The following is a 24,338-nucleotide window of genomic DNA, read 5'->3' as shown; positions in this document are numbered from 1 at the left end:
CTACACCAGACTGGAGAGCATCCGCGGGGTGATCAGTCCGGAGCCCTCGGGCGCGTGCGCCGGATCCGAACCGAGTTCCACCGGCTTGTTGTCGGCATCGACGAACACCACGCGCGGCGCGTACTCGCGAATCTCCTGCTCGTCCATCACGCCGTACGCGATGAGGATCACCAGGTCGCCCGGGTTCACCAGATGCGCTGCGGCACCGTTGATCCCGATGACACCCGAACCGCGCTCGCCGGTGATTACGTACGTCTCGAGGCGGGCGCCGTTGTCGATGTCGACGATCGTGACCTGCTCACCCTCGAGCAGGTCGGCCGCCTCCATCAGATCCTGATCGACGGTCACCGAACCCACGTAGTGCAGGTCCGCGTGCGTGACCGTGGCACGGTGGATCTTCGACTTCATCATGGTGCGCAGCATCTTCGGCCCTTCGGTTTCAGTGGGAGAGGAGGTCGTCAGTGGCCGGATCGCCGGGCTGGGGGTCGCGCTCGAGGAATCCGGTTCCCACCGCGACGCCGACGTTGTCGATCAGTCGAGTGGTACCGATGCGGGCGGCGACGAGCAATCTGCCGTCACCGCGCTCGGGAGCCGGGCCGAGGTCCACGCCGCGCACCTCGAGGTAGTCGACCTCGACGCCGGGAACGGACGCGAGCACGTCGCGGGCGACGGCCAGGATCCCCTCCGCACCGCCGGCGGCCGCGTGGGCCCCCGCGACGAGCGCAGCCGACAGGACGGTCGCCAATTCGCGCTGCTCCGCGTCCAGGTAGCGATTGCGGGAGGACAGCGCCAGGCCGTCCTGCTCGCGGACGGTCGGCACGCCGACGATCCGGACGTCGAAGTTGAGGTCGCGCACCATCTGCCGGATCAGCGTCAGCTGCTGGTAGTCCTTCTCACCGAAGTACGCGGCATTGGGCGCCGCGATCTGCAGCAGCTTCGCGACGACGGTGAGCATGCCGGCGAAGTGCGTCGGGCGGCTCGCACCCTCGAGCTCGGCGCCGAGCGGACCCGGCAGCACCGTGGTGCGCGGGCCCTCCGGGTACATCGCCTTCGCGCTGGGCGCGAATACCAGCTCGACGCCCTCCGCGCGCAGCAACTCCAGGTCCGCGTCGAGGGTGCGCGGGTAGGCGTCGAGATCCTCGTTCGCACCGAACTGCAGCGGATTGACGAAGATCGACACGATCACGACCGCACCGGTCAGCTTCGCCTGGCGGACCAGCTCGATGTGCCCCGAATGCAGAGCACCCATCGTCGGGACGAGCGCGACCTGACGGCCCACGCCCCGCAGCGCCTTCGACACCCGCGTCACGATCGCGGGGTCGTGGTGCACGGTCAGTTCGCCGCGCTTGTATCCGCCCTGCAGTGCAGAAGCTTCGGTCACAGTGCCCATTCCCTGCTCATTCCCGATCATCGAGTACTTCCATCAGTTCCGGCTTGGCCCCCGTGCGCTGCGCCGTCCGCAGCGACAGGGCCCGATATCCGGCGGCCAGTTGCGGGTCGACGTCCTCGAGCACCTCGAGGTGCTTCGCGACGGCCGCCGCGTCCCCACGCGCCACGGGCCCGGTCAGTGCCGACTGCCCGCGCCGCAGCGCGTTGTCCAGCGCCGCCGACAGCAGCGGCTGCAGCACCCGCTCGGGCAACCCGTTGGGCTCGTCGCCGACGAGTTCCTGACCCATCAGTTCCTGCCCCTCGAGGGCCACCCGCAGCGCCGCGACCGCGTCGACGACGAGCGTCACGAGGTGATTGCTGCCGTGCGCGAGGGCCGCGTGATAGAGCGGGCGGACGTCCTCGCGGACCCGCACCGGCTCGCCGCCGATCTCCAACACGAGGGACTGCCCGATCGCGTAGCCGATGTCGTCGGCCGCAGTGATGCCGAAGCAGGCGTCGGACAGACGCGCGGTGTCCTCGGCGTGACCAGTGAAGGTCATCGCGGGATGAATCGCGAGCGGGACGACGCCCTGCGCGGTGAGCGGTTCGAGAATCCCGATGCCGTTGGCACCGGAGGTGTGCACGACGATCGTGCCGGGGCGCACCGCTCCGGTGGCGGCCAGGCCGTTGATCAGGCCCGCGAGCTCATCGTCGGGGACGGCAAGAATCAGTAGTTCGGCGCGGGCCGCGACGTCGGGCACCGGCAGGATCTCGGTGTCGGGAAGCCGGGTCTCGGCACGGAGGACGGACGCGTCGGACACCGCGGAACAGGCGACGACGATATGACCGACCCGCTCGAGCGCGGCGCCTACGGCAGTTCCGACCCGGCCCGCCGAGACGATTCCTACCGTCAATCGTGCAGGCGCAGGCCCGTTGGTGATCCCGAAAGAGGTCACACTTGTCCTCTCGTTCGTTCCAGTCCCGCTCGGCGGGTACCAGACGTTCTGCGGAGAGAATAGCCCCGCGCGAAGACACGCCGCCACGGGCCAGTGACGTGATCTACAGCTCACTTCACGACCGACAGCCGCGGGACCTCGACGATCACTCGGCGCGGCGACGGCGACGCGGCTCGGCGTCACCCGAATCCGCCGACTTCATGTTCGCCATGATCTCGGCGACCGACAGCCCATTCGAGTGCGCGCCCCCGGCGTCCCCGGCGTCCTCGGCCCGGCGACGCGACCGCCGCGACGCGGGCACTTCGCCGGCCGCGTCCGCATCGGCGTCGGCCCCGGTGTCGGGATCCGGAACGGGAGTGGGAACGGGTGCGGGCTTCTTCTCCTGAACGCGCTCCTGGACGGCGGGGGCCGGCTTGCGCTCTTCTCGCGTGACTCGCTCGACGGGCGTGGCCCGCTCGACCGGCTTGACCCGCTCGACCGGCTTGACCCGCTCGACCGGCTTGACCTGCTCGACCGGCTTGACCCGCTCGACCGGCTTGACCTGCTCGACCGGCTTGACCTGCTCGACCTTCTCGGCCCGCACGACCGGCTGCGGCACCACCGGCTCGGCAACCTCGTCGACCTCGACGTCGATCGGCTCGGGTGGAACGACCGACGTTTCGGCGGTCACCGGATCGTCGTACGGCGACGCGAACGACGGCCTGTTCGGTGCCGGCCGCGGGGCGTTGTTCCGCGCCGGTGCCTGAGCGCCCGGCCGGAACAGGCCCGGCGCCGCCGGCTGAGGGCCACCTGCCAGCTCCTGGACCCGCATCGACTCCGCGCGCAACGCCACCCGCTCCTCGGGCAGGCGTCCGTCGAACAGGACCTCGAGGTTCTTGCGCAGCGCCGCAAGCTCTTCGCGCAACGCGGCGATGTTCTCGGCCTCGGCGCCCAGTTCTCCACGAACCCGGGCCTCGACGCCCAACTCGTACTCGCGGCGAGCGCCGATCTCGCGCTCCAACTGCAGCTCGTACACCTTCTGCAGGTCGCGAACCTTCGCCTTGTCGAGGGCGGATTCGCGCCGGTACTTCGTCATCGCGATTGCACCGAGCGTCGCGGCCCACAGCGCGATCACCAAACCGACCCGCAGCAGCTGGACGCTTTCGCTGAAGATCATGAACAAAGAGGCGGCGACGGCGAGCACAACGAGACCTGCAATGATCATCTGGCTCGCACTGCGCCGGTTGCGGCGTACTGACTTGGCGCGACCCGGAACCGTCATGCAGATCAGGGTAGCCGCACTCAGAGGGAACCTCCGCCCGGACACATCCGGGCGCCAATCCCGTTTGTCCGGTTGCGCAGATCAGTGCGCGGGTTCGTCCGGCGGCTCGTCCGGAGTCCGGCAACAGTGCTCGAGCCACATCGCGGCCACCACCAGCAAGACCGCGGCAACCAGCCCGACGATCGCGCCGGGACTGTCCGACACCGCCGCCCGCAACTCCGAACGCTGCGGCCACAGGAACACCAGGAAACCCGCCCACACGCCGGCACTCGCCGCACCGACCAGTGCCGACGCCTTCGCCAGCGCCGCCGCTCGGGCCGCGGTGATCGGGTGCAGCTGACGCGGCCCCGGGCCGATCGCGTGCCCGCGAACCCGGGCTCGGATCACGAACGCCAACACCACCTCGATGAGCGCCACCGGGTACAGCGATGCCCCGGCGTAGATGGGAATCGGGGGCAGCGAGCCATACGAGACACGCACCAGCAACCATGTCGCGACTGCGGCCAGCAGTGCCAGCGACAGCAGGTCCCAGATCCGGGTCGGCTTCATCACGGCTACCGTAGTTCCAGTTGCAGCGCCGTCCGGCGAACTCCGGCTCTTTCGGCCGCGTCGAGGCCCGTGACCAGCTCATCGACGCGGACGGTGATCCCGCCCACATCGAGCGTCGCATCCGGGTCCACATCCAGCCAGGGCACCAATACGAAGGCGCGTTCGTGCGCGCGGGGATGCGGAAGAGTCAGCTCCGGATCGTCGCTGCGCACCCCGTCACACGTGACGACGTCGACGTCCAACGTGCGCGGTCCCCACCGCTGCTCACGAATCCGATCGGCCGCAGCCTCGAGTTGCTGTCCGCGTCGAAGCCAGCCCCGGCAGTCGGTGCCGGGATCATCGACGATCACCGTCGCGTTCAGAAAGTCCTGCTGCTCGACACCGCCCCACGGAGCGGTCGCGTAGACCGGCGACACCGCCACGATCCACTCGCGGAGCCCGTCGACGACACCCTGCAGATGCGCGAGGCTGTCCCCGATGTTGGAGCCGATCGACAGGACCGCCCGACTCACCGGGAGCCCTCGGCGGCCACGCGCGATCGACTCGCGACCACCGCGACATCGGCGAATGTCAACGGGATCGGCGCGGACGGCTTGTGCAGCACCACCTCGACGCGCCGGACGCGGGCGTCGCGCATCACGTCGTCCGCGATCTCCGCGGCCACCGTCTCGATCAGGTCCCGCGCAGGTCCCCCGACGATCGTCGCCGCACGCTGAGCGAGGTCGCCGTAGTCGAAGGTGTCCTTCAGATCGTCCGACGCGGCAGCCGGCGCCAGATCCATCCACAGCGTCACGTCGACGAAGAAGTCCTGACCGTCCCGCTTCTCGTGATCGAACACACCGTGGTTGCCACGGACCTTCAGTCCCCGCAACTCGATGCGATCGCCCGAGACATCACTGCCATCACTCACCGCCGCCTCCTGGCACATCACCGCTGGGACTCGGGCTCTGGGAACCCCGCGCCCACGCCCCCGCGACCGCGATCGCGTCGAGCGAGGCCTGCGCGTCGTGCACCCGCACGCCCCACGCACCGTGGGTCACCGCGAGCGCGGACACGACCGCCGTCGCGACCTCGCGGCCGGCCGGTGGGCGCACGGTGCCGTCGGCGTCCGCGAGCAGCGAGCCGAGGAAACGCTTGCGGGACGCGCCGATCAGGACCGGGAAACCCAGATCGACCAGTTCCGGGAGCCGATTGAGCAGCTGCCAGTTGTGGTGCGGATCCTTGACGAAACCGAGGCCCGGATCGAGGGCGATCGCCTTCGGGTCCACCCCGGCCGCGACGGCCGCGTCCACCTGGACCATCAGCTCGTCCCGGACGTCGCGGACCACGTCGTCGTAGTGGGTCGACCCGCCGGCGTGGACGAACCCGCCGGTGGGCCGCCAGTGCATGAGGATCCAGGGCACACCGGCGTCGGCGACGACCCTGGCCATGTCCGCGTCAGCGCGTCCACCCGACACGTCGTTGACGATGGTGACACCGGCCTCGATCGCGGCCTGCGCCACCGATGCCCTCATCGTGTCGACGCTGACTGTGACACCCTCCGCGACGAGCGCGGCGATCACCGGCGCCACCCGGGCCGCCTCGACCTCCGGGTCGACGCGGGCGGCCCCGGGCCGGGTGGACTCACCCCCGACGTCGACGATGTCGACGCCGAGATCGTGCAGGTGCACTCCGTGTGCGACGGCGGCGTCCCGGTCGAGGAATCGGCCCCCGTCGGAAAACGAATCGGCGGTCACGTTGAGGACGCCCATCACGACGGGGCGGCCCGGGTTCGGTAAGGCGATCACTTGCGGAGGATCAGATCCAGAGCCTCGGCACGGGAGGCGGAGTTCGACTGGAACAGCCCCCGCACCGCCGACGTCGTAGTGCTGGCACCGGGCTTGCGGATGCCGCGCATCGCCATGCACAGGTGCTCGGCCTCGACCACGACGATCACGCCGCGGGGATCGAGCTTGCGCATCATCGCGTCGGCGATCTGGCTCGTGAGCCGCTCCTGCACCTGCGGGCGCTTCGCGTAGAGATCGACCAGACGTGCCAGCTTCGACAGGCCCGTCACCCGACCGGTCGGACCGGGGATGTAGCCGACGTGCGCGACGCCGTGGAACGAGACCAGGTGGTGCTCGCAGGTCGAGTACATGGGGATGTCGCGGACCAGCACCAGTTCCTGGTGGCCCTCGTCGAACGTCGTGTTCAGTACGTCGTCCGGGTCGGTGTAGAGACCCGCGAACACCTCACGGTATGCGCGCGCAACGCGCGCCGGAGTATCGAGCAGACCCGGGCGGTCGGGATCCTCACCGACCGCAATCAGGAGTTCACGAACCGCGGCCTCGGCCCGTGCCTGATCGAAAGGCCTTCCCGTCATGAGCGCGACCGGCTCACTCCCCAGCTGATTCACCGACAACCGACCGCACCTCCAGTATCGGGGCTGAATGCCCTGACCCACACCGAAACGGGGTGAGCCAGGGCTAAGCCTAGTTCCGAGCCGACTACTGCGGGCCGCTCGGCCCCTCCCATGCCTGCGTCCGCGCATCGTCATCAGACCGTCCGGTCCCCTGATCGCCAGGTCGGTGGACCGGACGTCCCTCGGGATCGGTGGGCCGCTGCTGCTGCGGCGGCTCCCACTGCGGATACGGCTGCCAGCCGCTCGGGTTCTGCGGGCGACCCCGGCCGTCCGGTTCCTGCGGAGGCCAGCCCGGGGCCGACCAGCCCGCGGGGGCGCCGTAGTCCGGTCTCGTGCCCTGCACCGGCGCGGCCGGCTGCTGCGGGTGCGCCTGCTTCTGGTGCCGTGACGGATCGGGTGCCGCGTGCCCGTTGGCGGGCGGGGTCGGCACCGTATCGCGCTTGACGAAGGTCGGCTGCGGCACCTCCGGCGTCGGCTCGGGCTCGACGGTCGGCGGCCACGTCTCGCCGCGCTCCACCGCGAGTTCGCGCGGCGTCTTGATCGGCGGCTTGTCCGACGGCGTGCGCTCACCGAAGACGTTGAACGCGGTGATCCGCGGACGCTTCTCGACGCTCGTGAAGATCTGCTCGAGATCCTTCCGGGTGAGCGTCTCCCGCTCGAGCAGCTCGCGCGCCAGGATGTCGAGGACGTCGCGGTACTCGTTGAGGATGGACCACGCCTCGGTGTGCGCGGCCTCGATCAGGTTGCGCACCTCCTCGTCGATCTCGCGGGCGACCTCGTGCGAGTAGTCGGAGTTCATGCCCATCGACCGACCCAGGAACGGATCGCCCTGTTCCTGGCCGTAGCGGACCGCACCGAGCTTGGCGCTCATGCCGTATTCGGTGACCATCGCGCGCGCAATCTTGGTGGCCTGGTCGATGTCGGAGGACGCGCCCGTCGTGGGCTCGTGGAACACGAGCTCCTCGGCGGCACGACCGCCCATCGCCATCACCAGTCGAGCGATCATCTCGGACCGCGTCATCAGGCCCTTGTCGTCCTCGGGCACGGTCATCGCGTGACCGCCCGTGCGGCCGCGGGCCAGGATCGTGACCTTGTAGATCGGCTCGATGTCCGGCATCGCCCACGCCGCGAGCGTGTGACCGCCCTCGTGGTACGCGGTGATCTTCTTCTCGTGCTCGGAGATGATCCGGCTCTTGCGGCGCGGACCACCGATCACGCGGTCGACGGACTCCTCGAGCGCCGCCTCGGTGATCACGGTGCCGTTCTCGCGCGCGGTGAGCAGCGCGGCCTCGTTGATGACGTTCGCCAGGTCCGCACCGGACATGCCGACGGTGCGCTTGGCCAGACCCTCGAGGTCGGCGTCCTGCGCGATCGGCTTGCCCTGCGAGTGGACCTTGAGGATCGCGCGGCGGCCGGCCAGGTCGGGCGCGCCGACCGGGATCTGCCGGTCGAAACGTCCGGGACGCAGCAGTGCGGGATCGAGGATGTCGGGGCGGTTGGTCGCGGCGATCAGGATGATGCCGGTGCGGTCGCCGAAGCCGTCCATCTCGACCAGCAGCTGGTTGAGCGTCTGCTCGCGCTCGTCGTGGCCACCGCCGAGGCCGGCGCCACGCTGGCGGCCGACCGCGTCGATCTCGTCGACGAAGATGATGCACGGGCTGTTCTGCTTGGCCTGCTCGAACAGGTCGCGGACACGCGAGGCGCCGACACCGACGAACATCTCGACGAAATCCGAACCGGAGATCGTGAAGAACGGCACGCCGGCCTCACCGGCGACGGCGCGCGCCAGCAGCGTCTTGCCGGTACCGGGAGGACCGTAGAGCAGCACGCCCTTCGGGATCTTCGCGCCCAACGCCTGGTAGCGAGCCGGATTCTGGAGGAAGTCCTTGATCTCGTAGAGCTCCTCGACCGCCTCGTCGGCGCCTGCGACGTCCGCGAAGGTGGTCTTGGGCATGTCCTTCGACAGCTGCTTGGCCTTGGACTTGCCGAAGCCCATCATTCCGCCGCGCCCGCCGCCCTGCATGCGGTTCATGACGAAGAAGAAGATGCCCAGCAGGATGATCATCGGCAGCACGAACAGCAGGAGCGACGTCAGCCAGCTCTCCTGCGTGACGCTGGTGTTGAACTCCTGCGCCCCGGATCCGGAGACCTTGTCGAAGATCTGCTCGGACGCCGCGTTCGGGTACTTGGCGATGATCTGCTTCGAATCCTGGGTCGCCTCGTTGCCGTCCTTGAGCCACAGGCGCACCTGCTGCTCGCGGTCGTCGATCTGCGCCTTCTCGACGTTCTTGGAGTCGAGCTGCGAGATCGCCACCGAGGTGTCGACCGACTTGAACCCGCGCGTGTCGTTACCGAAGTAACTGAAGGCGTAGATCACCAACAGGATTCCAGCGACTATCGCCAGGTTGCGGAACACAGTCTTGCGGTTCATACAGGTTCGGCCACGGCGGCCGGTCCTTTCGATAGTGCGGGCTACGCTCGTGCAGGTACGGGGTCGACCGTCCGGATCCCCGGACAGTCGGCGTTCGGGCTGCTCGGACACCTCAGATTACCGCGAACGATGATGCTCGACGCCTGGTAGCAGCCATCCACTCCGAGAAGTGGAGTCAATCCGTTCAACGCACGCCGGCCCCCCGCCGGTTCCCGCTGGCCGCCGAAATCACTCGACACAGGACGATACGTGCCGCAAGTCACACGGGTGCGTGGCGAGGCCAGGCCTGTCGCCGCTCGAGTTCGGCCGCGACCGCGAGCACCGTCGATTCCCCGCCCGGCGGTGCGACGATCTGGACCGCGATCGGCGTACCCGACGTGGGGTGCATACCGACCGGCACGCTGGCAGCCGGCCAGCCGAGCACGTTCCACATCGCGCTGAACGGGGCATATCGTACATTTGCGACAAGGTTGGCCGCCCACGACTTCTCGCTCCACGGGAGCGCCTCGATCGGCGGTTGGGCCAGCGACGGCGTCAACACCACGTCGTACGCGGTGAAGAAGGACCGCATGCGCGCATCGAGACGGTCCACCTGCGACGACCGCACCAGCCCCGCCCGGTTGACGGCCCGCCCGATCGCGGCGTGCCACCGGGTCCGCGGCTGCAGCAGCGCGGGATCGAGGTCGGCGGCGTCGTCGGCGGTGCCGGCGAACCAGCGCAGGAACGCCGCCGACATGTTCGGCGGGTACGGCACCCTCGTCTCGCTGGTCCGGTGTCCGGCCTCCGCGAGGACAAGCCTGGTCTGCTCGACACCGCGCGCCCAGTCCGCGTCGACGCGCAGGATCGGCGACGCCGTGTTGACCGCGACACCGACGCGCAGGGGTCGCGACACTGGGATCTCCGCCAGCGACGGATCATCGGCCAGCACCGACAGCATCAGCGCCGCATCCTCCACGGTGGTCGCGATCGGCCCGTTCTCCGACATCCCGAACCACGAGTGCGCGCCCAGCTCGGCCGGCACCAGACCACGGCCCGGCTTGATGCCGAACACTCCGCACGCGGCCGACGGGATCCGGATCGAGCCCATGCCGTCGGCCGCCAGCGCGATCGGCACCATGCCGTCGGCGACGGCGGCGGCGGAACCACCGGACGAGCCGCCGGGGACCCGGTCCGGATTCCAGGGATTGCGCGTGATCACGCCAGGTGAGTCGACGGCACCCCAGACGCACAGCTCGGGCACCGCCGTCAGCCCCACCGGGATCGCCCCGGCCGCGCGCAGCCTGGCCACCGTGGGGTGGTCGTGGGTGGACGGGCCCGGATCGGTCGCCGCCGACCCGTCACGCATCGGCTCGCCTTCGACCTCGACGTTGTCCTTGATCGCGACCGGCACCCCGGCCAGCGGCAGGCTCGACAGGTCGGCGCGCGACGCCAGGGCCTGGGCCTCGGCGCGAGCCCGCTCCCCCAGCACTCGCACGAACGCGTTGATCCGCGGGTTGCGTTGCTCGATGCGGCGGAGCGCGTCCGCGACGACATCTACCGGCGACAGCGCACCGGAACGCACGCGGGCAGCGATGGAAACTGCGGTGAACTCCTCGATCAGGTGATCCTGCACCTGCCGAGTATGCCGCCGACGGCGATATCATTTCGAGTACCCCGAGGGGTGAGTCCACCCCACCCTTCCGGCCGCTGCCCTCTCCCGAACGGTGACGAGTGATGGATGGCCCAGGTTCGGCAAGCGCTGGTTCGGCGGACCTCGCTGCGACGACGGCTCCCACGGCCGCAGCCGGAGCGCCGCCGGATCTCGGCGCGCAGACCGTCTCGTTCCTGGCGGACGTGGTGGCCCGGTTCGCGGCCGAGTGGGAGACCACCGGCGAGCCGCCCGACATCGAGACGTTCCTGCCCGGCGGGCTGGCCGTGGGCGACGCGTTGCGCCGTGCCGCGCTGGTGGAGTTGATCAAGGTCGATCTCGACTACCGGCTGTTGCGGACCGACCGGCCGAAGCCGCTGACGGACTATCACTCCGAGTTCCCGGACCTGCACGCGAAGCCGCTGCCCCTCGACCTGATCTACGAGGACTTCCACCTGCGCCGACGCTGCGGCCGGGTCGCCGACGCGGAGGCGTACGCGCGCGAGTTCCCCGCACTCGCCGAGCAGCTGGCCCGGGTCGGCAACGGCGCGGGCGACTACCGCAGCACGCTGATCGCACAGCCCGGCGCGCAGCACGCCCTCGACCAGGTGGACGTCGGCGACTGCATCGACGACTTCGATCTGCTGACCGGGCTCGGCCGCGGGTCGTTCGCACGCGTGTTCCTGGCGCGGCAGCGGTCGATGCAACGACTGGTCGCGGTGAAGATCTCGCACGACCACGGCACCGAGCCGCAGACCCTCGCCCAGCTGGACCACGACTACATCGTGCGGGTGTTCGACCAGCGGCTCCTCACGGACCGCGAGCTGAAGCTGCTGTACATGCAGTACGTGCCGGGCGGCACGCTGCTCGGTGTGCTGCGCCGCGTGCGCGAGGAGCCGGACGATCCCGAGCACCCGCGCACCGGCCGGCTGCTGCTCGACGCGATCGACGAGACCCTCGAACGCAAGGGCGAGATCCGTCCCAGCGACTCGAGCGTGCGGGACGAGATCGCCGGGCTGACGTGGCCCGAGACGGTGGCATGGCTGGGCCGACGGCTCGCCGACGCCCTCGACTACGCCGACAGCCGCGGCGTCCTGCACCGGGACATCAAGCCCGCGAACGTGCTCCTGACGTCGGAGGGCGTCCCGAAGCTCGCGGACTTCAACATCAGCTTCAGCGACTGCGTCGCCGGCACCAGCCCGGTCGCGTACTTCGGCGGCTCGCTGGCCTACATGTCGCCGGAGCAGTTGGAGGCCTGCCATCCCGACATGGCCGGATCGGCGGCCGACCTCGACGTCCGCAGCGATGTCTACGCGCTCGGTGTGATGCTGTGGGAGCTGCTCACAGGTCGCCGGCCCTTCGCGGACGAGCAGGGCGCCGGCGAGTCGGCGACATCCCTCGAGCGGATGCTCGCGCTGCGCCGACGCGACATCGACCCGCAGTTCCAGTCCGATCTGCCCGACGACTGTCCCGCCGCGCTGCGACGCGTACTGCTGACGTGCCTGGCCCCCGATCCCGAGGGGCGCTGGGCGACCGGCGCCGAACTGGCGCAGCAGTTCGACCTGTGCCTGGACGCGCGCGCCCGCGACCTCGTCGATCCGCCGCCGAACAGCTGGCGGGCCCGGCTGCGGCCGTGGATGATCCCCATCGTCGCGGTCGGGGTGGGCGTGCCGAACGCGCTGGCCGCGATGTACAACTACCACCACAACCAGACGCTGATCATCGAGGAACTCTCCCCGGAGGCGCAGCAGCGGTTCGTCGAGATCTCGCAGGTGATCAACAGCACCCTGTTCCCTCTCGGGTTCCTGCTGATCGTGTACTTCTGCCGGCACGTCATCTCGGTGCCCCGTGGCCTGCGCAAGGGCAAGTCCTACGACACCGCCACCCTCGCGCGGGCCCGCGCCGACACGCTGCTGATGGGCGACCGGATCGTGGCCGTGGTGTTCACGCTGTGGCTGGTCGCGGGGATCGTCTTCCCAGTCTCGCTGCAGTTCGCGGCGGGCAGCATCCCGCATGGCGCGTACGTGCACTTCCTGGGATCGCAGATCGTGTGCGGCGCGGTCGCCGTCGCGTACCCGTTCTTCGTCGTCAGCTTCTACGCCGTCCGCTGCCTGTATCCGTCGCTGCTGCCGCACGGCATCACCAGCAGCAGCGACGAGCGCCGGCTACGCGGACTGGACCGCCGCAGCACCCTGTATCTGGCGGTGGCCGCATCAGTGCCGTTGGTCGGAGTCGCCGGGGTGACGTTCCTGTCCCCCGACGAAATCTCCGTCGTCATCTACGCGGTGCGGGTGCTGTGCGTCGGTGGTGTGGTTGCCTTCGTGCTGGTGTACTGGCTGTTCCGCCTGCTCGAAGAGGACCTACGCGCCCTCGAGCGCGTGGTGTCGCAGGGGAACTATCCGCCGTACACCTTGGGTTCGAGGGTGCCGATGTAGGGCAGGTCGCGGTAGCGCTCGGCGTAGTCCAGGCCGTAGCCGACGACGAACTCGTTGGGGATGTCGAAGCCGACGTGCGCGACCTCGATGTCGACCTTGCACGCCTCGGGCTTGCGCAGCAGCGTCACGACCTCGAGCGACGCCGGGTTGCGGGTCTTGAGGTTGCGCATCAGCCACGACAGCGTCAGACCGGAGTCGATGATGTCCTCGACGATCAGCACGTGGCGACCGGCGATGTCCTTGTCGAGGTCCTTGAGGATCCGCACGACACCGGACGACGACGTCGACGAGCCGTACGAGCTGACGGCCATGAACTCCATCTGGGTGGGGATCGACAGTGCCCGCGCGAAGTCGGTCATGAAGAAGATGGCGCCCTTGAGGACACCCACCAGCAGCAGGTCACCTTCCGGCGCGCCCACCGGATAGCGCTCGGCGATGGCCTCGGCCAGTTCGGCCGTGCGCTCCTTGATCTGCTCCTCGGAGATGAGTACCGATGCGATGTCGCCCTCGTACACGGAGCATTCCCTTCAGTCGTTCACGAACCCCGCCGACAGCCTGCCACGCCGCCGGGATGCAACCAACCTGACTCCCGGTCTTCCGCCCCCGACTGCGACACCACCCTGCCCCCGCCACCGCCCGACCAGTTCGTCCACGGCACGTAACTGCCGGTCGGTCAACGCCTTCGCACCGCGGTCGTGGAGCCACAACCGCAGGACACGGCGCCGCACCGCGACCGGGACATCGATCAGCCGCTCGACTACGAGGTCGTCGCCGTCGCGGGCCGCCGCCAGCGCCTGTCGGGAAAGTGTGTCGAGCACCTCGCCGTCCTCGCGGAGCTGCTCGGCGGTGCGGGCCAGGGCCGGGGCGACACCGCCCCCGAGGACGTCCTCGAGCAGCGGCAGCACCTCGGTGCGCAGCCGCACCCGGGTGAACCCGGGATCGGAGTTGTGTGGGTCCTCGTGCGGTTCGAGCCCCAGTTCGGCGCACGCGGTCCGTGTCGTCGCGCGGCGCACCCCGAGCAACGGACGCCCCCACGGCACGTCGTACTCGGCCATGCCACGGATCGAGCGTCCCCCGGAACCCCGGGCCAGACCGAGCAGCACCGTCTCGGCCTGGTCGTCGAGGGTGTGCCCGAGCAGGACGGGCCGACCGCTCCGGCCCGCATCGAGAGCGGCGTACCGGGCGGCGCGGGCGGCGGCCTCGAGTCCTCCCGGGCCCGTCACGTCCACCGCCACGACGTCGGCGCCGGCGCAGCCCAATGCGCGTGCCCGGGAGGCCGCGACGGCGGCGACGTCACCGGACCCGTCCTGCAGGCGGTGGTCGACGACCAGTGCCCGCACCGCGGGTGCCTCGGCGACGGCGGCCGCGGTCAGCGCGAGCGAGTCCGCCCCGCCCGAGAGCGCGACGACGACACCACCGGCCGGTTCGTGCCGCGCCAGCCACGCACGCACCGCGTGCCGGATCTCGAGGATCGCGGGGGCCTCGGGCAGGACGGCGGGCACCGTCACCCCAGCACCCGGGTGATCCAGGCGTCGGGGTTGTCGATCTCGTCGACGGTCGGCATGGCCTCGGCCCCGGACCAGACGGCGTTGAACTGCTCCATACCCACGCGCGCGACGACGGCGTCGACGAAGCTCTTGCCGCGCACGTACTGCGCCATCTTGGCGTCCATGCCGAGCAGTGCCCGCACCAGTCGCTGCACCGGGTTGCTCTTGCGGCGGCGGCGCGCGTCGAACGCATTGCGGATCCGCACCACCGACGGCACGACCTCGGGCCCGACGGCGTCCATCACGTGGTCGGCGTGCCCTTCGAGGATGGTGCCGAGCATCAGCATCCGGTCCAGCGCTCGGCGCTGCGGTTCGGCCTGGGTGGCCCGCAGGAGCCCGATGACTCCGCGCTGGTCGGCGGGCAGGTCCTCGCCGCGGCGGCGGTCGCGCAGTGCCCCGGACAGCCGGGCGACGAACTCGCCCATCGGCTCGTCGGTCGACTCGCCGAGGGTGGCGACGGACTGGCGCATGTACTCGCCCATCCACGGCGCCGACGAGAACTGCACCCGGTGGGTCACCTCGTGCAGGCACACCCACAGCCGGAAGTCGCTGGGCGGCACCTTCAGGGTGCGCTCGACCTGCAGCACGTTGGGCGCCACCAGCAGCAGGGTGCCGTGTTCGCCGGTGAACGGGTCGTACTGGCCGAGAATCGCGGACGACAGGTAGGCCAGCATCGCTCCGGCCTGCACACCACCGGGCTTGCCGGCGATCAGCGTGCGTTGCGCGGCATCGATGTCGGTCCCGGTCAGCTGCGCCATCGAGTGCGCGGCGGCACGGATCCAGCCGGCCCGGTCCACGACCTGCGCGGTCGGGATCGGCAGCCCGTCCGCGAGACCGGTGACCTCCCGGACCGGGCCCTCCGCCCGGATCGACGCGGACTCGAGTTCCGCCACCACCGACTGCGCGGTGTACCGGGACGTCGACGGCCCGGCCGGAGCCAGCCGCGCACCCGTCCGGGCGGCCAGACTCCAGTCCACCGCATTCCCGAATCCGCTCTCCGGCTCCGTCACCTCACCGCTCACTTCCCCTCAACTCACCGGCATCCGCACAGCCGCAGCGCCCCGGCGACCGCGTCCAGCGCGGGACGGCTCGCCTCCGGTGGACTGTTGTTGGACATCAGCGCGAAGGTGAGGACCCGGCCGTCGACGTCGACGACATATCCGGTCAACACGCTGGCGACCGAGAGAGTTCCCGTCTTGGCCCGCACCCAACCCGCGCCGGTCCGGTCCCCCGAGGCGTACCGGTCCGAGAGCGTGCCGGTGGCGCCGGCGACGGGCAGGTCGTCGAGCATGGGCCGCAACTGCGGCTTGGTGTCGCCGGCCGCGGCCGTGAGCGTCTCGTTGAGGAGCCGGGCGGGAATGCGGTTGTCGACGGACAGGCCGCTGCCGTCGTGCAGGGTGAGCCCGTCCATCCCGAAACCGGCGTCGTACAGCGTCTGCGAGATGGACGCGGTGGCACCCGCGAACGATCGTTCGGCGTTCTTCGCGCCCGCGACCTCGCGGGCGATGGCCTCGGCGAGCACGTTGTCCGACTTGCGCATCATCTGACCGAGCCGGTCGCGCAGCGGCGCCGACAGCACGCTCGCGACGGGGGCGGCACCGGATTCGGCCTTGCCGAGGGTGACACGGGCGGGGTCGATGCCGAGGGCCTGCGCCAGGACGCGGCCGGCGTCGAGCGCGGGGGTGGCGCTGCGCGGCGACTCGTCGGCGAGCGGCGAGATCCGGCCACCGTCGATCATGAGCGGTTCGGTGGGCGCGATGTAGCCGGCGGCGACGTCGTCGGGCATCCAGCCCTGTGCCATCGTCGGGCCGGTGTACGCGCTGGTGTCGACGACGATGCTGTCCACCGGCGCGCCCGCGCGCTGGATCTGCTCGACGAGGTCCGCGATGCGCGGTGCCCCCGGGTAGTAGCCCGGCTGCCCTGCCGGCTGCGCGGTGAGCGTCGGGTCGCCGTCGCCGACGAGGACGATCTCACCGGGCCGCGAGCCCTGCACCACCTGCGTCGCGACCCGGTGGTCGGCGGGCAGCGCGAGCATCGCGGCGGCCGCGGTGAGGATCTTGGTGGTCGATGCCGGCGTCATCGGGGTGTCCGGGTTCTGGCTCCACAGCACGTTGCCGGTGAGGGCGTCGGCGACGGAACCGGTGAACGCGCCGAGCGCGGGGTTGGCCACGACCGGCGCGAGGGCCGCCGCCAGTGCCTGCGGCGTCGGCATCGGGGCGTCGTCGGACAGCGGCGCCACCTGCGGTGTCGCGCTGATGGGCGACGGCTCCGGGGGCGCGGCGACCACGTCCTCGGCGGCGGTGGCGGTCCCGCGCTGCATCACCACGATCGTGGTGCCGGCGGCGGCGAGGACGAGCACAGCCGCCAAGGCCATCAGGATCCGGATATTTCGGCGTCGACGCCCCGCCAGGGTGCCGATCTTCTTCTTTCCCTCGCCCGCCAACATCCCTCCGGGTTCTCGCTCCACCGACTTCTCGGACTACTCAGACCGTTTCGCGCGAGGGGCCGACCAAGTGCCCGGCACCTGCACAACACAGTATCGCCGACCCGCTACCCTTTTCCCGAACCGTCTACCGAGGCGGCAGCCGCAGACAGGACAGTGAGGACAAGACGTGGAGTTCGACGTCACCATCGAAATCCCCAAGGGCCAGCGCAACAAGTACGAGGTCGATCACGAGACCGGCCGCGTGAAGCTGGACCGCTACCTCTACACCTCCTTCGGCTACCCCGCCGACTACGGCTACATCGAGAACACCCTTGGCGAGGACGGCGATCCGCTGGACGCGATGGTGCTGCTGCCCGAGTCCGTGTTCCCCGGCGTCATCGTCGAGGCTCGCCCGGTCGGCATGTTCAAGATGGTCGACGAGGCCGGCGGCGACGACAAGGTGCTGTGTGTCCCCGCGGGTGACCCGCGCTGGGATCACATCCAGGACCTGGCCGACGTCGCGCAGTTCGAACTGGACGCGATCAAGCACTTCTTCGTGCACTACAAGGATCTCGAGCCGAACAAGCACGTCACGGGCGCCGACTGGGTCGGTCGCGCCGAGGCGGAGAAGGTCATCGCGGAGGCCGTCGAGCGTCTGAAGGCGAACGGCGGACACTGAAGTAACCACCGGTGAAGGTGTGGGATCACGTTCGTGGTCCCACACCTTCGCTGTTTCCGGGGGTGTCCCCGGCCCCCACTACCATTCGCCGGGTGACCGGTTACGACGATCTCGACATGTTCGGTGGCCTCGACGCCTCCACCCTGCCGCCCCGCCGGCAACGGATCCTGCTGACGATCCGGGACTGGGTCGACGCGTACGGGTGCCCGCCGAGTACCCGTGAGATCGCGGACGCGGTGGGACTGCGTTCGACGTCGACGGTGTCCAAGCATCTGCGGATCCTCGAGGACAGCGGTTTCCTGCGCCGCGGCGGGGCGATGACCCGCCAGCTGGACGTGCGCCCCTTCCTCGCCGGTTCCGCGCCGGGACGGGCGACGGAGAACACGGTGGCGGTTCCCGTCGTCGGTGACATCGCGGCCGGCGCACCGATTCTCGCGGAGGAGCACGCCGACGAGGTACTGGCCCTGCCGCGTGAGCTCGTCGGCTCCGGCACCGTGTTCGCGCTGCGGGTGCGCGGCGAGTCCATGGTCGACGCCGCGATCTGCGACGGCGACACCGTCGTGGTGCGCCGCCAGGACGAGGCCCATTCCGGCGAGATCGTCGCCGCGATGATCGACGGCGAGGCCACAGTGAAAGTGCTGCGCCGACGGAACGGCCACGTGTACCTCGAGCCCCGCAACCCCGCCTACGAGGTCATCGACGGCGACGAGGCCGTCATCCTCGGCAAGGTGGTGTCGGTGATGCGGCGGATCTGATCCCGCTACGCACGCGAACGAACGTCCCTCGGCTCGACTTCGCGCGCTGCGCTCGCAAATCTCGACCGCGAGTTGCGGCCGACGTCCCGGATGCGCCCTCGGTATTTGGCCACTTTCGGCTATCTCTCCTGATTGCCACTTATGCCCTCCGATTTGCCCTGTTATGGTGCGAATTTGCAGTGGGCCGACTATCCGGTTTTGCCTGCTTCCGAGTGGTGCCGCCGCTACGTCCGCCTGCTGGTGGTCACCGTTCACCACTCTCATACGAAGGAACCGATCTCGATGCTGCTCGCCGCCCCGGCCTCACCACACGGTGGGGACGCTCCGCCCCGACACTCGACCGGCCGCCGCGCGCCCCGATTCCGGCGTACGGTCCTGACGGCTCTCGCCGCGACCGGTATCGCCGTGGCGCTGGCCGCTCCCGCGGCCGCGGCCCCGGTCGGGGTCCCGGTCCCGCCCGGCGGCCAGGTGATCGCCTGGGGATACAACTACGACGGGCAGACCGCCGTGCCGACGCCGCCTACCGGGCAGACCTACACCGCGATCGCCGCCGGCCTCTACCATTCCCTCGCGTTGACCTCCGCCGGGCAGGTGGCCGCCTGGGGAAACAACGACAACGGGCAGGTGGCCCCCGAGGGCGACAACGGTCAGAACGCCGTGCCGGCCCCGCCGGCCGGGCAGACCTACACCGCCGTCGCCGCCGGCGGCTCCCATTCCCTCGCGTTGACCTCCGCCGGTCAGGTGATCGCCTGGGGAGACTACAAGGGTCAGACCGCCGTGCCGGCCCCGCCGGCCGGGCAGACCTACACCGCGATCGCCGCCGGCGGCTTCCATTCCCTCGCACTGACCTCCGCCGGACAGGTGATCGCCTGGGGATACACCAACGAGGGTCAGACCGCCGTGCCGGCGCCGCCGGCCGGGCAGACCTACACCGCGATCGCCGCCGGCTACTCCCATTCGCTGGCACTGACCTCCGCCGGGCAGGTGATCGCCTGGGGATACAACTACGAGGGTCAGACCGCCGTGCCGGCGCCGCCGGCCGGGCAGACCTACACCGCGATCGCCGCCGGCCGCTCCCATTCCCTCGCGTTGACCTCCGCCGGACAGGTGATCGCCTGGGGAAGCAACGAATTCAAGCAGACCGCCGTGCCGGCCCCGCCGGCCGGGCAGACCTACACCGCGATCGCCGCTGGCCGCGCCCATTCCGTCGCGTTGACCTCCGCCGGACAGGTGATCGGCTGGGGAAACAACGCCTACGAGGTGTCCGTCGTGCCGGCGCCGCCTATCGGGCAGACCTACACCGCCGTCGCCGCCGGCGGCTTCCATTCCCTCGCGCTCGCGTCGGTCACCTCCGAATCCTCGGCAACCGGCTCCCTCGGCCCGATCTTCGGATCCTGACCGGCTCCCACCACACCACCAACTCTGTGGCCGCCCACCCTGCGGGGTGGGCGGCCACGAGTGTCACAAACAGCGAGTGACCTCGAAGACATTCACCGACAAGCAACTTCCCATCGGCCGATCAGCGAAACCGCCTGCCCGGTAGCGTTCGCATTGGTTTCCAGTTTCTCCAGACCAATCCACGGAGACGGTGTTGAAGGGACGGTGAGCGTGCAGTCGCCACGGAAGCAGGGGCTGACAACTCTCGTGGTCGTTGCGGCAGTCGTGGTCCTCACCGCCGTGACGATCGGAGCGTGGAAGTACCAGTCCAAGGACACGTCCACCGCCACCAACAAACAGATCAACCACCCCGCGGCGCAGATCAATCACCCCGCGGCGAGCGCTGAACCACGCAGGGCATGTGCCCCCGGCGCCTCCGAAGGCGATGGACCCGCAGCCGCCGGCACAGCGCAGCGATTGACGGACGTCATGCAGCGCGCAGGAGAGTTGCTGCGCGTCCGCGGCGCCGCGTGGGGACGGCAGGTCGCTACCGGTACACAATTGTCCGCCAGCGAGGCGTTCGAGCTCGCGGCATCGGTTCCAGGTGATGCAACGGCCGTGGAGATGGAATGGCTTCGTCAAGCACAGCGGGACGGTGTGTACGACGACCCGAACAGATCGCTTGAGACGATCGTTCGACACATCGAGTCGACGACCATCACGGACGGTGATCTCCTCGACCATCTGGGGCAGAACTGGCCGGCGATCGTCAACACGGTCGGGGATGTCGCGGCTATCGGGTTCGACGACTACGTCGACCAGGTTCGCGCCTCCCCGCCGATGAGGTCCGCCGCTGCCCTCGACCTCCGTTCGCAGTTGCGGGTCAAGGCCGTCGCGTCCGGTCTGAAGGAGCAATGGGACCGGTCCCAGGAACTGGTCGGGGTCTACTTCCAGGAGTGCAGCAGCGATGCCGCGATGCGGCGGGACCCGTCGGTTCCCGTCGCGGACTACATCCAGGACTGGGACCTCGCGGAGGCGCTGGTCCGTGACGCGGTTGCCGCTGCCTTCTTCGCGGGTTCGTCCGGCGACGATCTCGAGCGAATAAACGTCCTGGAACGGGGATTGCAGATCGTCCAGACTCCCGACGATGTCGAGCGGGACGATTCGCTGACCCGCTCGGTGCAACCGAACGAGAACCTCCACCCGGACGATGCCGCACTACTCGAACTGGAAGAACCTTCCCTCGACGATGAGTGATCTGACTTCGCCATCCCACAGTATCGACTCGATAACAAAGGGCTCCGCGAAATCAGCAGCGAATCCCTGGCCAACACCCCGTTGTGGACATCGTCCATGACCCAAGAGCGCAGCTCAACGGACCAGTGCCGCCGCAGGCTAAAGATATCGTTCGTTCTTCGACCTCGGTCAGCGAGCGTCGAACACGACAGTCTGTGCAGGAGAACTCGGAGAGTAGAAAGGACAGGTGGGAAGACAGGCAACCGTCGTGCTCTACGTGCTCGCGCTGGTAGCCGTAGTGGTTGTTAGTGGACGTCCTGTTCTTCAGGCACCATTTCTGGGGGCGGTTGATGGTGAATGTCGGGATCGTCCTGGTGTTCACGGCGTTCTATCTGAGATTCCTGCAGCGTTCATGAACGAAGGAGTGCTGGCAGGTTTCCGTGATCTCGCCGGCTCTCACTGGAACGCATCAGTTCTGGGACGCACCGCACACAACTTCCACGACGACGGTGAGGTCATCCATCCAGCCCAGCTTGCGGTCGGCATGTCGAGCGCAGAACCCTTTGTCGGCGAGTCGAATTCGTTGTTACGCCCGATATCGGTCCAACCGTATCGAACTCGATTACGCACAAGTCCCTGTCGGTCGCCGGGCCTGCTGTCCAGCGATCTGGTGGATGCAGATGCCGCGGACGTCATGGGCACACGTCAGCCGATGTCGGATCGTGCCTCGTCGATGCCCGACTTCTGACGCAGCGGCACCTCGCGCCAGATCAGGATCAGCACCAGCGACGCGACGGCGAGGACGACGATCGGCGGGTAGACCGTCTCGAACGCGGTCGCGAAGCCGTCCTTGAACGGTGCGGCGAGCGTCGGATTCAGTTGCTCGATGAACGACGTGTCGTTCATCGCGGCTTGTGCGGCGGTCGGGTCTCCGCTCATGAGGCCGCGCGCGATCCCGGCTTCGACGGGGTTGGCACTGTTCACCCCGGCCGCGACGGCCTGCTGGAACTCGGGCGACTGGGCAGCGTCGTGCAGTTGGGTGGTGATCGCCGGCGTCAGTTGGGCGAACAGGATCGACAGGAACAGCGCGACGCCCAGTGTGCCGCCGATCTGTCGGAAGAACGTGGCGGCTGCGGTCGAGACGCCCATGTCCTTGGGCGGCAACGCATTCTGGATCGCGAGGGTCAGCGGCTGCAGCAGATTACCGAGGCCCAGGCCGAGCACGAAGATGAACACCATGAACACCGGCAGGCTGGTCTGCGCGGTCACGGTGTGCAGCAGCAGGGCTGCGACGGCGATCAGCACGGCGCCGACGATCGTGAAGATCCGGTAGCGGCCGGTTCTGGCGATCAGCTGACCGGACAGGATCGATCCGAGCGCTATGCCCAGCACGGCGGGCAGCATCTGGAAGCCGGCCATCGTCGGACTCGACCCCTTCACCACCTGCAGGAACTGCGGGATCACGGTGATGGCACCGAACATCACGGCACCGACCAGGAAGCTGATGAGCACGCCGAGGGCGAAGGTCTGGCCGCGAAAGAAGTGCAGCGGGAACAGCGCAGCGTCGCGCATGGCGTATTCGACGGCGACGAATCCGAGTACGCCGACGACGCCGATTCCGTAACAGATCAGGGCCTTCTCGCTGCTCCAGCCCCAGGTGCGCCCCTGCTCGGCGACCACCAGCAGCGGCACCAGCCCGATCGCGAGGACCAGCGCACCCCACCAGTCGATCCGCATCATGCGGTGCACGGGTGGCAGGTGCAGGACCCGCCACACCACCGCGAGCGCGACCAGTCCGATCGGCACGTTGACCAGGAACACCCACCGCCAGCCCGCGATCCCGAGGATCTCGTCCTGCCCCGCGAGCACGCCGCCGATCACCGGCCCGAGCACGCTCGACGTGCCGAACACCGCCAGGAAGTAGCCCTGGTATTTCGCGCGTTCGCGCGGTGGGACGATGTCGCCGACGATGGCCAGCGCCAGCGAGAACAGGCCGCCGGCACCGAGTCCCTGAATTGCCCGGAACACCGCCAGCATGTACATCGACTGCGCGAACGTGCACAGGATCGACCCGATCACGAACAGAACGATCGCGGCCATGAAGTACGGCTTGCGCCCGTGGATGTCGGAGAGCTTCCCGTACAGCGGGGTGACCAGGGTCGCGGTGATGAGATAGGCGGTGGTCACCCACGCCTGCAGCGCATACCCGTCGAGGTCGTCGGCGATGGTGCGCATCGCGGTGGCGACCACGGTCTGGTCGAGCGCCGCGAGGAACATTCCGAGCAGCAGGCCACTGAGGATCGCCAGGATCTGGCGGTGCGTGAACGTGACCTGCTGCCCGGAACCCTCCGGCGCGACGGCGGACTCGACGTCCCGATCAGAATCCTGAGGTTCCTCGGCCATGTCGGTCCCTCGCCGTCGCTCTCACAACTGCAGTGGCAAACGCCTTTCGAGCCTAGCGACCCTTGAACTCGGGCGGACGCTTCTGGAACACCGCCGTGATGGCCTCGGTCAAGTCTTCCGACGGCAGGAAGGCCGCATTCCACGCGGCCACGTAACGCAGGCTGTCGTTCACCGCCGCGGAACGGCCGTGGTCGAGCACGTCCTTGACGCCGTGCACCACGAGCGGCGGGTTCGCCGCGATGTCGGCGGCGGTCGCGTGAGCCGCGGCCAGGACCGCGTCGGCGTCCTCGAACACGTCGTTGACCAGACCGATCTTCTCCGCGCGGGCGGCGTCGATGTCCTTGCCGGTCAGCGCGAGCTCACGCAGGTGCCCGTCACCGATGATCGCGGGCAGGCGGGCGAAACTGCCCATGTCGGCGACGATGGCCACCTTGACCTCGCGGATGCTGAACTTGGCGTCGGCGCTCGCGTATCGGATGTCGGCGGCCGAGATCAGGTCGACGCCGCCGCCGATGCACCAGCCCTGGATCGCGGCGACGACGGGCTTGCGGCAGTCCGCGACGGCGTTGATGCCGGACTGCATCCGCTTGATGAGGTTGTGGAAATCGGTACGAGGTCCGGCCTGGGCCTTGTCGGCGAGGACGGCGCCGAAGCCGCCGCTCATCGCGGGCAGGTCCAGGCCGAAGGAGAAGTGCTTACCAGATCCGGCGAGCACGACGGCACGGACCTCGGGGTCGGCGTCGAGTTCGGCAAAGATGTCGGGCAGTTCCTCCCAGAAGTCCGGGCCCATCGCATTGCCCTTGCCGGGGCCGATGAGCGTCACCTGGGCGACGTGGTCCTTGCGCTCGACTGTGAACGCCTTCCAGCTCTGCTTTTCCGTCATTACTC

General features: G+C 69.2%; 23 protein-coding genes. 6 read left to right on the top strand and 17 right to left on the bottom strand.

Translation table 11 applies throughout. From position 1 onward, the window contains the following. The 11 genes from panD to HUN07_RS03490 all read right to left on the bottom strand — a co-directional run bounded on the left by panD (window position 1) and on the right by HUN07_RS03490 (window position 10,578). Window positions 1-423: an aspartate 1-decarboxylase gene (gene panD, locus HUN07_RS03540; RefSeq protein WP_114723435.1), complete on the bottom strand. Its 423-nt coding sequence runs from the start codon at window positions 421-423 to the stop codon at window positions 1-3. A 16-nt stretch (window positions 424-439) separates the two neighbouring features. After that, window positions 440-1,390: a pantoate--beta-alanine ligase gene (gene panC / locus HUN07_RS03535; RefSeq protein WP_114723436.1), complete on the bottom strand. Its 951-nt coding sequence runs from the start codon at window positions 1,388-1,390 to the stop codon at window positions 440-442. A gap of 7 nt (window positions 1,391-1,397) precedes the next feature. Next, the gene (locus tag HUN07_RS03530; RefSeq protein WP_174907954.1) at window positions 1,398-2,324 is read right to left on the bottom strand and encodes a Rossmann-like and DUF2520 domain-containing protein; all 927 of its coding nucleotides are present in this window, start codon (window positions 2,322-2,324) and stop codon (window positions 1,398-1,400) included. Between the two features lie 145 nt (window positions 2,325-2,469). Beyond that, window positions 2,470-3,585 carry a DUF6779 domain-containing protein gene (locus HUN07_RS03525; RefSeq protein ID WP_217487179.1) on the bottom strand — a complete coding sequence of 372 codons (1,116 nt, stop codon included), beginning with the start codon at window positions 3,583-3,585 and terminating at the stop codon, window positions 2,470-2,472. 81 nt (window positions 3,586-3,666) lie between these two features. Further along, window positions 3,667-4,134: a DUF3180 domain-containing protein gene (locus HUN07_RS03520; RefSeq protein WP_114723478.1), complete on the bottom strand. Its 468-nt coding sequence runs from the start codon at window positions 4,132-4,134 to the stop codon at window positions 3,667-3,669. Between the two features lie 5 nt (window positions 4,135-4,139). Continuing rightward, window positions 4,140-4,646, bottom strand: a complete 507-nt coding sequence (gene folK / locus HUN07_RS03515) for a 2-amino-4-hydroxy-6-hydroxymethyldihydropteridine diphosphokinase (RefSeq protein ID WP_174907952.1) — start codon at window positions 4,644-4,646, stop codon at window positions 4,140-4,142. After that, the gene (gene folB, locus HUN07_RS03510; RefSeq protein ID WP_254622779.1) at window positions 4,643-5,044 is read right to left on the bottom strand and encodes a dihydroneopterin aldolase; all 402 of its coding nucleotides are present in this window, start codon (window positions 5,042-5,044) and stop codon (window positions 4,643-4,645) included. The genes folK and folB overlap by 4 nt, the downstream gene beginning before the upstream one ends. Continuing rightward, window positions 5,037-5,885: a dihydropteroate synthase gene (folP, locus tag HUN07_RS03505; protein ID WP_114723441.1), complete on the bottom strand. Its 849-nt coding sequence runs from the start codon at window positions 5,883-5,885 to the stop codon at window positions 5,037-5,039. The genes folB and folP overlap by 8 nt, the downstream gene beginning before the upstream one ends. A gap of 32 nt (window positions 5,886-5,917) precedes the next feature. Next, window positions 5,918-6,535 carry a GTP cyclohydrolase I FolE gene (gene folE / locus HUN07_RS03500; RefSeq protein ID WP_114723442.1) on the bottom strand — a complete coding sequence of 206 codons (618 nt, stop codon included), beginning with the start codon at window positions 6,533-6,535 and terminating at the stop codon, window positions 5,918-5,920. Between the two features lie 85 nt (window positions 6,536-6,620). Beyond that, window positions 6,621-8,966, bottom strand: coding sequence for an ATP-dependent zinc metalloprotease FtsH (gene ftsH / locus HUN07_RS03495; RefSeq protein ID WP_174907950.1), 2,346 nt, complete (start codon window positions 8,964-8,966; stop codon window positions 6,621-6,623). Window positions 8,967-9,225: 259 nt separating this feature from the next. Beyond that, a complete protein-coding gene (locus HUN07_RS03490) occupies window positions 9,226-10,578 on the bottom strand; it encodes an amidase (protein ID WP_174907949.1) in 1,353 nt (450 codons plus the stop codon). Window positions 10,579-10,679: 101 nt separating this feature from the next. Here HUN07_RS03490 and HUN07_RS03485 point away from each other — a divergent pair, with 101 nt between their 5' ends. Continuing rightward, window positions 10,680-13,028 (top strand): serine/threonine-protein kinase, encoded by a 2,349-nt coding sequence (locus HUN07_RS03485; protein ID WP_174907947.1) that lies wholly within the window; start codon window positions 10,680-10,682, stop codon window positions 13,026-13,028. Here the strand turns inward: HUN07_RS03485 and hpt are convergent. Genes hpt through dacB form a run of 4 tightly spaced genes read right to left on the bottom strand, consistent with a single transcriptional unit; the run spans window position 12,989 to window position 17,021 of the window. Then, window positions 12,989-13,543: a hypoxanthine phosphoribosyltransferase gene (gene hpt / locus HUN07_RS03480; protein WP_174907945.1), complete on the bottom strand. Its 555-nt coding sequence runs from the start codon at window positions 13,541-13,543 to the stop codon at window positions 12,989-12,991. The genes HUN07_RS03485 and hpt overlap by 40 nt on opposite strands. Window positions 13,544-13,555: 12 nt before the next feature. Beyond that, entirely contained in the window at window positions 13,556-14,530 is a 975-nt protein-coding gene (gene tilS, locus HUN07_RS03475) for a tRNA lysidine(34) synthetase TilS (protein WP_174914399.1), read from the bottom strand. A gap of 2 nt (window positions 14,531-14,532) precedes the next feature. Beyond that, complete coding sequence (locus HUN07_RS03470; protein ID WP_174907943.1) at window positions 14,533-15,585, bottom strand: zinc-dependent metalloprotease; 1,053 nt, start codon at window positions 15,583-15,585, stop codon at window positions 14,533-14,535. A 23-nt stretch (window positions 15,586-15,608) separates the two neighbouring features. Then, entirely contained in the window at window positions 15,609-17,021 is a 1,413-nt protein-coding gene (gene dacB, locus HUN07_RS03465; protein WP_114723447.1) for a D-alanyl-D-alanine carboxypeptidase/D-alanyl-D-alanine endopeptidase, read from the bottom strand. A 166-nt stretch (window positions 17,022-17,187) separates the two neighbouring features. On the opposite strand from dacB, the gene HUN07_RS03460 reads away from it, so the two are divergent. The 5 genes from HUN07_RS03460 to HUN07_RS03440 all read left to right on the top strand — a co-directional run bounded on the left by HUN07_RS03460 (window position 17,188) and on the right by HUN07_RS03440 (window position 21,795). Continuing rightward, window positions 17,188-17,679 carry an inorganic diphosphatase gene (locus tag HUN07_RS03460; protein ID WP_114723448.1) on the top strand — a complete coding sequence of 164 codons (492 nt, stop codon included), beginning with the start codon at window positions 17,188-17,190 and terminating at the stop codon, window positions 17,677-17,679. Window positions 17,680-17,771: 92 nt separating this feature from the next. Next, complete coding sequence (gene lexA, locus HUN07_RS03455; RefSeq protein ID WP_114723449.1) at window positions 17,772-18,434, top strand: transcriptional repressor LexA; 663 nt, start codon at window positions 17,772-17,774, stop codon at window positions 18,432-18,434. 198 nt (window positions 18,435-18,632) lie between these two features. Next, entirely contained in the window at window positions 18,633-19,832 is a 1,200-nt protein-coding gene (locus HUN07_RS03450) for an RCC1 domain-containing protein (RefSeq protein ID WP_174907941.1), read from the top strand. 210 nt (window positions 19,833-20,042) lie between these two features. Then, entirely contained in the window at window positions 20,043-21,068 is a 1,026-nt protein-coding gene (locus HUN07_RS03445) for a hypothetical protein (RefSeq protein ID WP_254622778.1), read from the top strand. Window positions 21,069-21,294: 226 nt separating this feature from the next. Beyond that, window positions 21,295-21,795: a hypothetical protein gene (locus HUN07_RS03440; RefSeq protein WP_174907140.1), complete on the top strand. Its 501-nt coding sequence runs from the start codon at window positions 21,295-21,297 to the stop codon at window positions 21,793-21,795. Here the strand turns inward: HUN07_RS03440 and HUN07_RS03435 are convergent. Together HUN07_RS03435 and HUN07_RS03430 are read right to left on the bottom strand one after the other, a co-directional pair. After that, window positions 21,753-23,450, bottom strand: coding sequence for an MDR family MFS transporter (locus tag HUN07_RS03435; protein ID WP_174907939.1), 1,698 nt, complete (start codon window positions 23,448-23,450; stop codon window positions 21,753-21,755). The two genes, HUN07_RS03440 and HUN07_RS03435, sit on opposite strands and share 43 nt — an antisense overlap. A 52-nt stretch (window positions 23,451-23,502) precedes the next feature. Continuing rightward, window positions 23,503-24,333: a crotonase/enoyl-CoA hydratase family protein gene (locus HUN07_RS03430; protein WP_114723453.1), complete on the bottom strand. Its 831-nt coding sequence runs from the start codon at window positions 24,331-24,333 to the stop codon at window positions 23,503-23,505. Window positions 24,334-24,338 lie beyond the last annotated feature (5 nt).

Origin of the sequence: Rhodococcus sp. W8901 (genome assembly GCF_013348805.1) — a bacterium.
Lineage (GTDB): Bacteria > Actinomycetota > Actinomycetes > Mycobacteriales > Mycobacteriaceae > Prescottella.
This window is presented reverse-complemented; position numbering and strand designations above follow the sequence as displayed.

What these genes read in the sequence shown, in the direction of transcription:
- panD (WP_114723435.1), bottom strand. Translation starts at nt 423, where the DNA reads ATGCTGCGCACCATGATGAAGTCGAAGATCCACCGTGCCACGGTCACG.
- panC (WP_114723436.1), bottom strand. Translation starts at nt 1,390, where the DNA reads ATGGGCACTGTGACCGAAGCTTCTGCACTGCAGGGCGGATACAAGCGC.
- HUN07_RS03525 (WP_217487179.1), bottom strand. Translation starts at nt 3,585, where the DNA reads ATGACGGTTCCGGGTCGCGCCAAGTCAGTACGCCGCAACCGGCGCAGT.
- HUN07_RS03520 (WP_114723478.1), bottom strand. Translation starts at nt 4,134, where the DNA reads ATGAAGCCGACCCGGATCTGGGACCTGCTGTCGCTGGCACTGCTGGCC.
- folP (WP_114723441.1), bottom strand. Translation starts at nt 5,885, where the DNA reads ATGGGCGTCCTCAACGTGACCGCCGATTCGTTTTCCGACGGGGGCCGA.
- ftsH (WP_174907950.1), bottom strand. Translation starts at nt 8,966, where the DNA reads ATGAACCGCAAGACTGTGTTCCGCAACCTGGCGATAGTCGCTGGAATC.
- HUN07_RS03485 (WP_174907947.1), top strand. Translation starts at nt 10,680, where the DNA reads ATGGATGGCCCAGGTTCGGCAAGCGCTGGTTCGGCGGACCTCGCTGCG.
- dacB (WP_114723447.1), bottom strand. Translation starts at nt 17,021, where the DNA reads ATGTTGGCGGGCGAGGGAAAGAAGAAGATCGGCACCCTGGCGGGGCGT.
- HUN07_RS03435 (WP_174907939.1), bottom strand. Translation starts at nt 23,450, where the DNA reads ATGGCCGAGGAACCTCAGGATTCTGATCGGGACGTCGAGTCCGCCGTC.
- HUN07_RS03430 (WP_114723453.1), bottom strand. Translation starts at nt 24,333, where the DNA reads ATGACGGAAAAGCAGAGCTGGAAGGCGTTCACAGTCGAGCGCAAGGAC.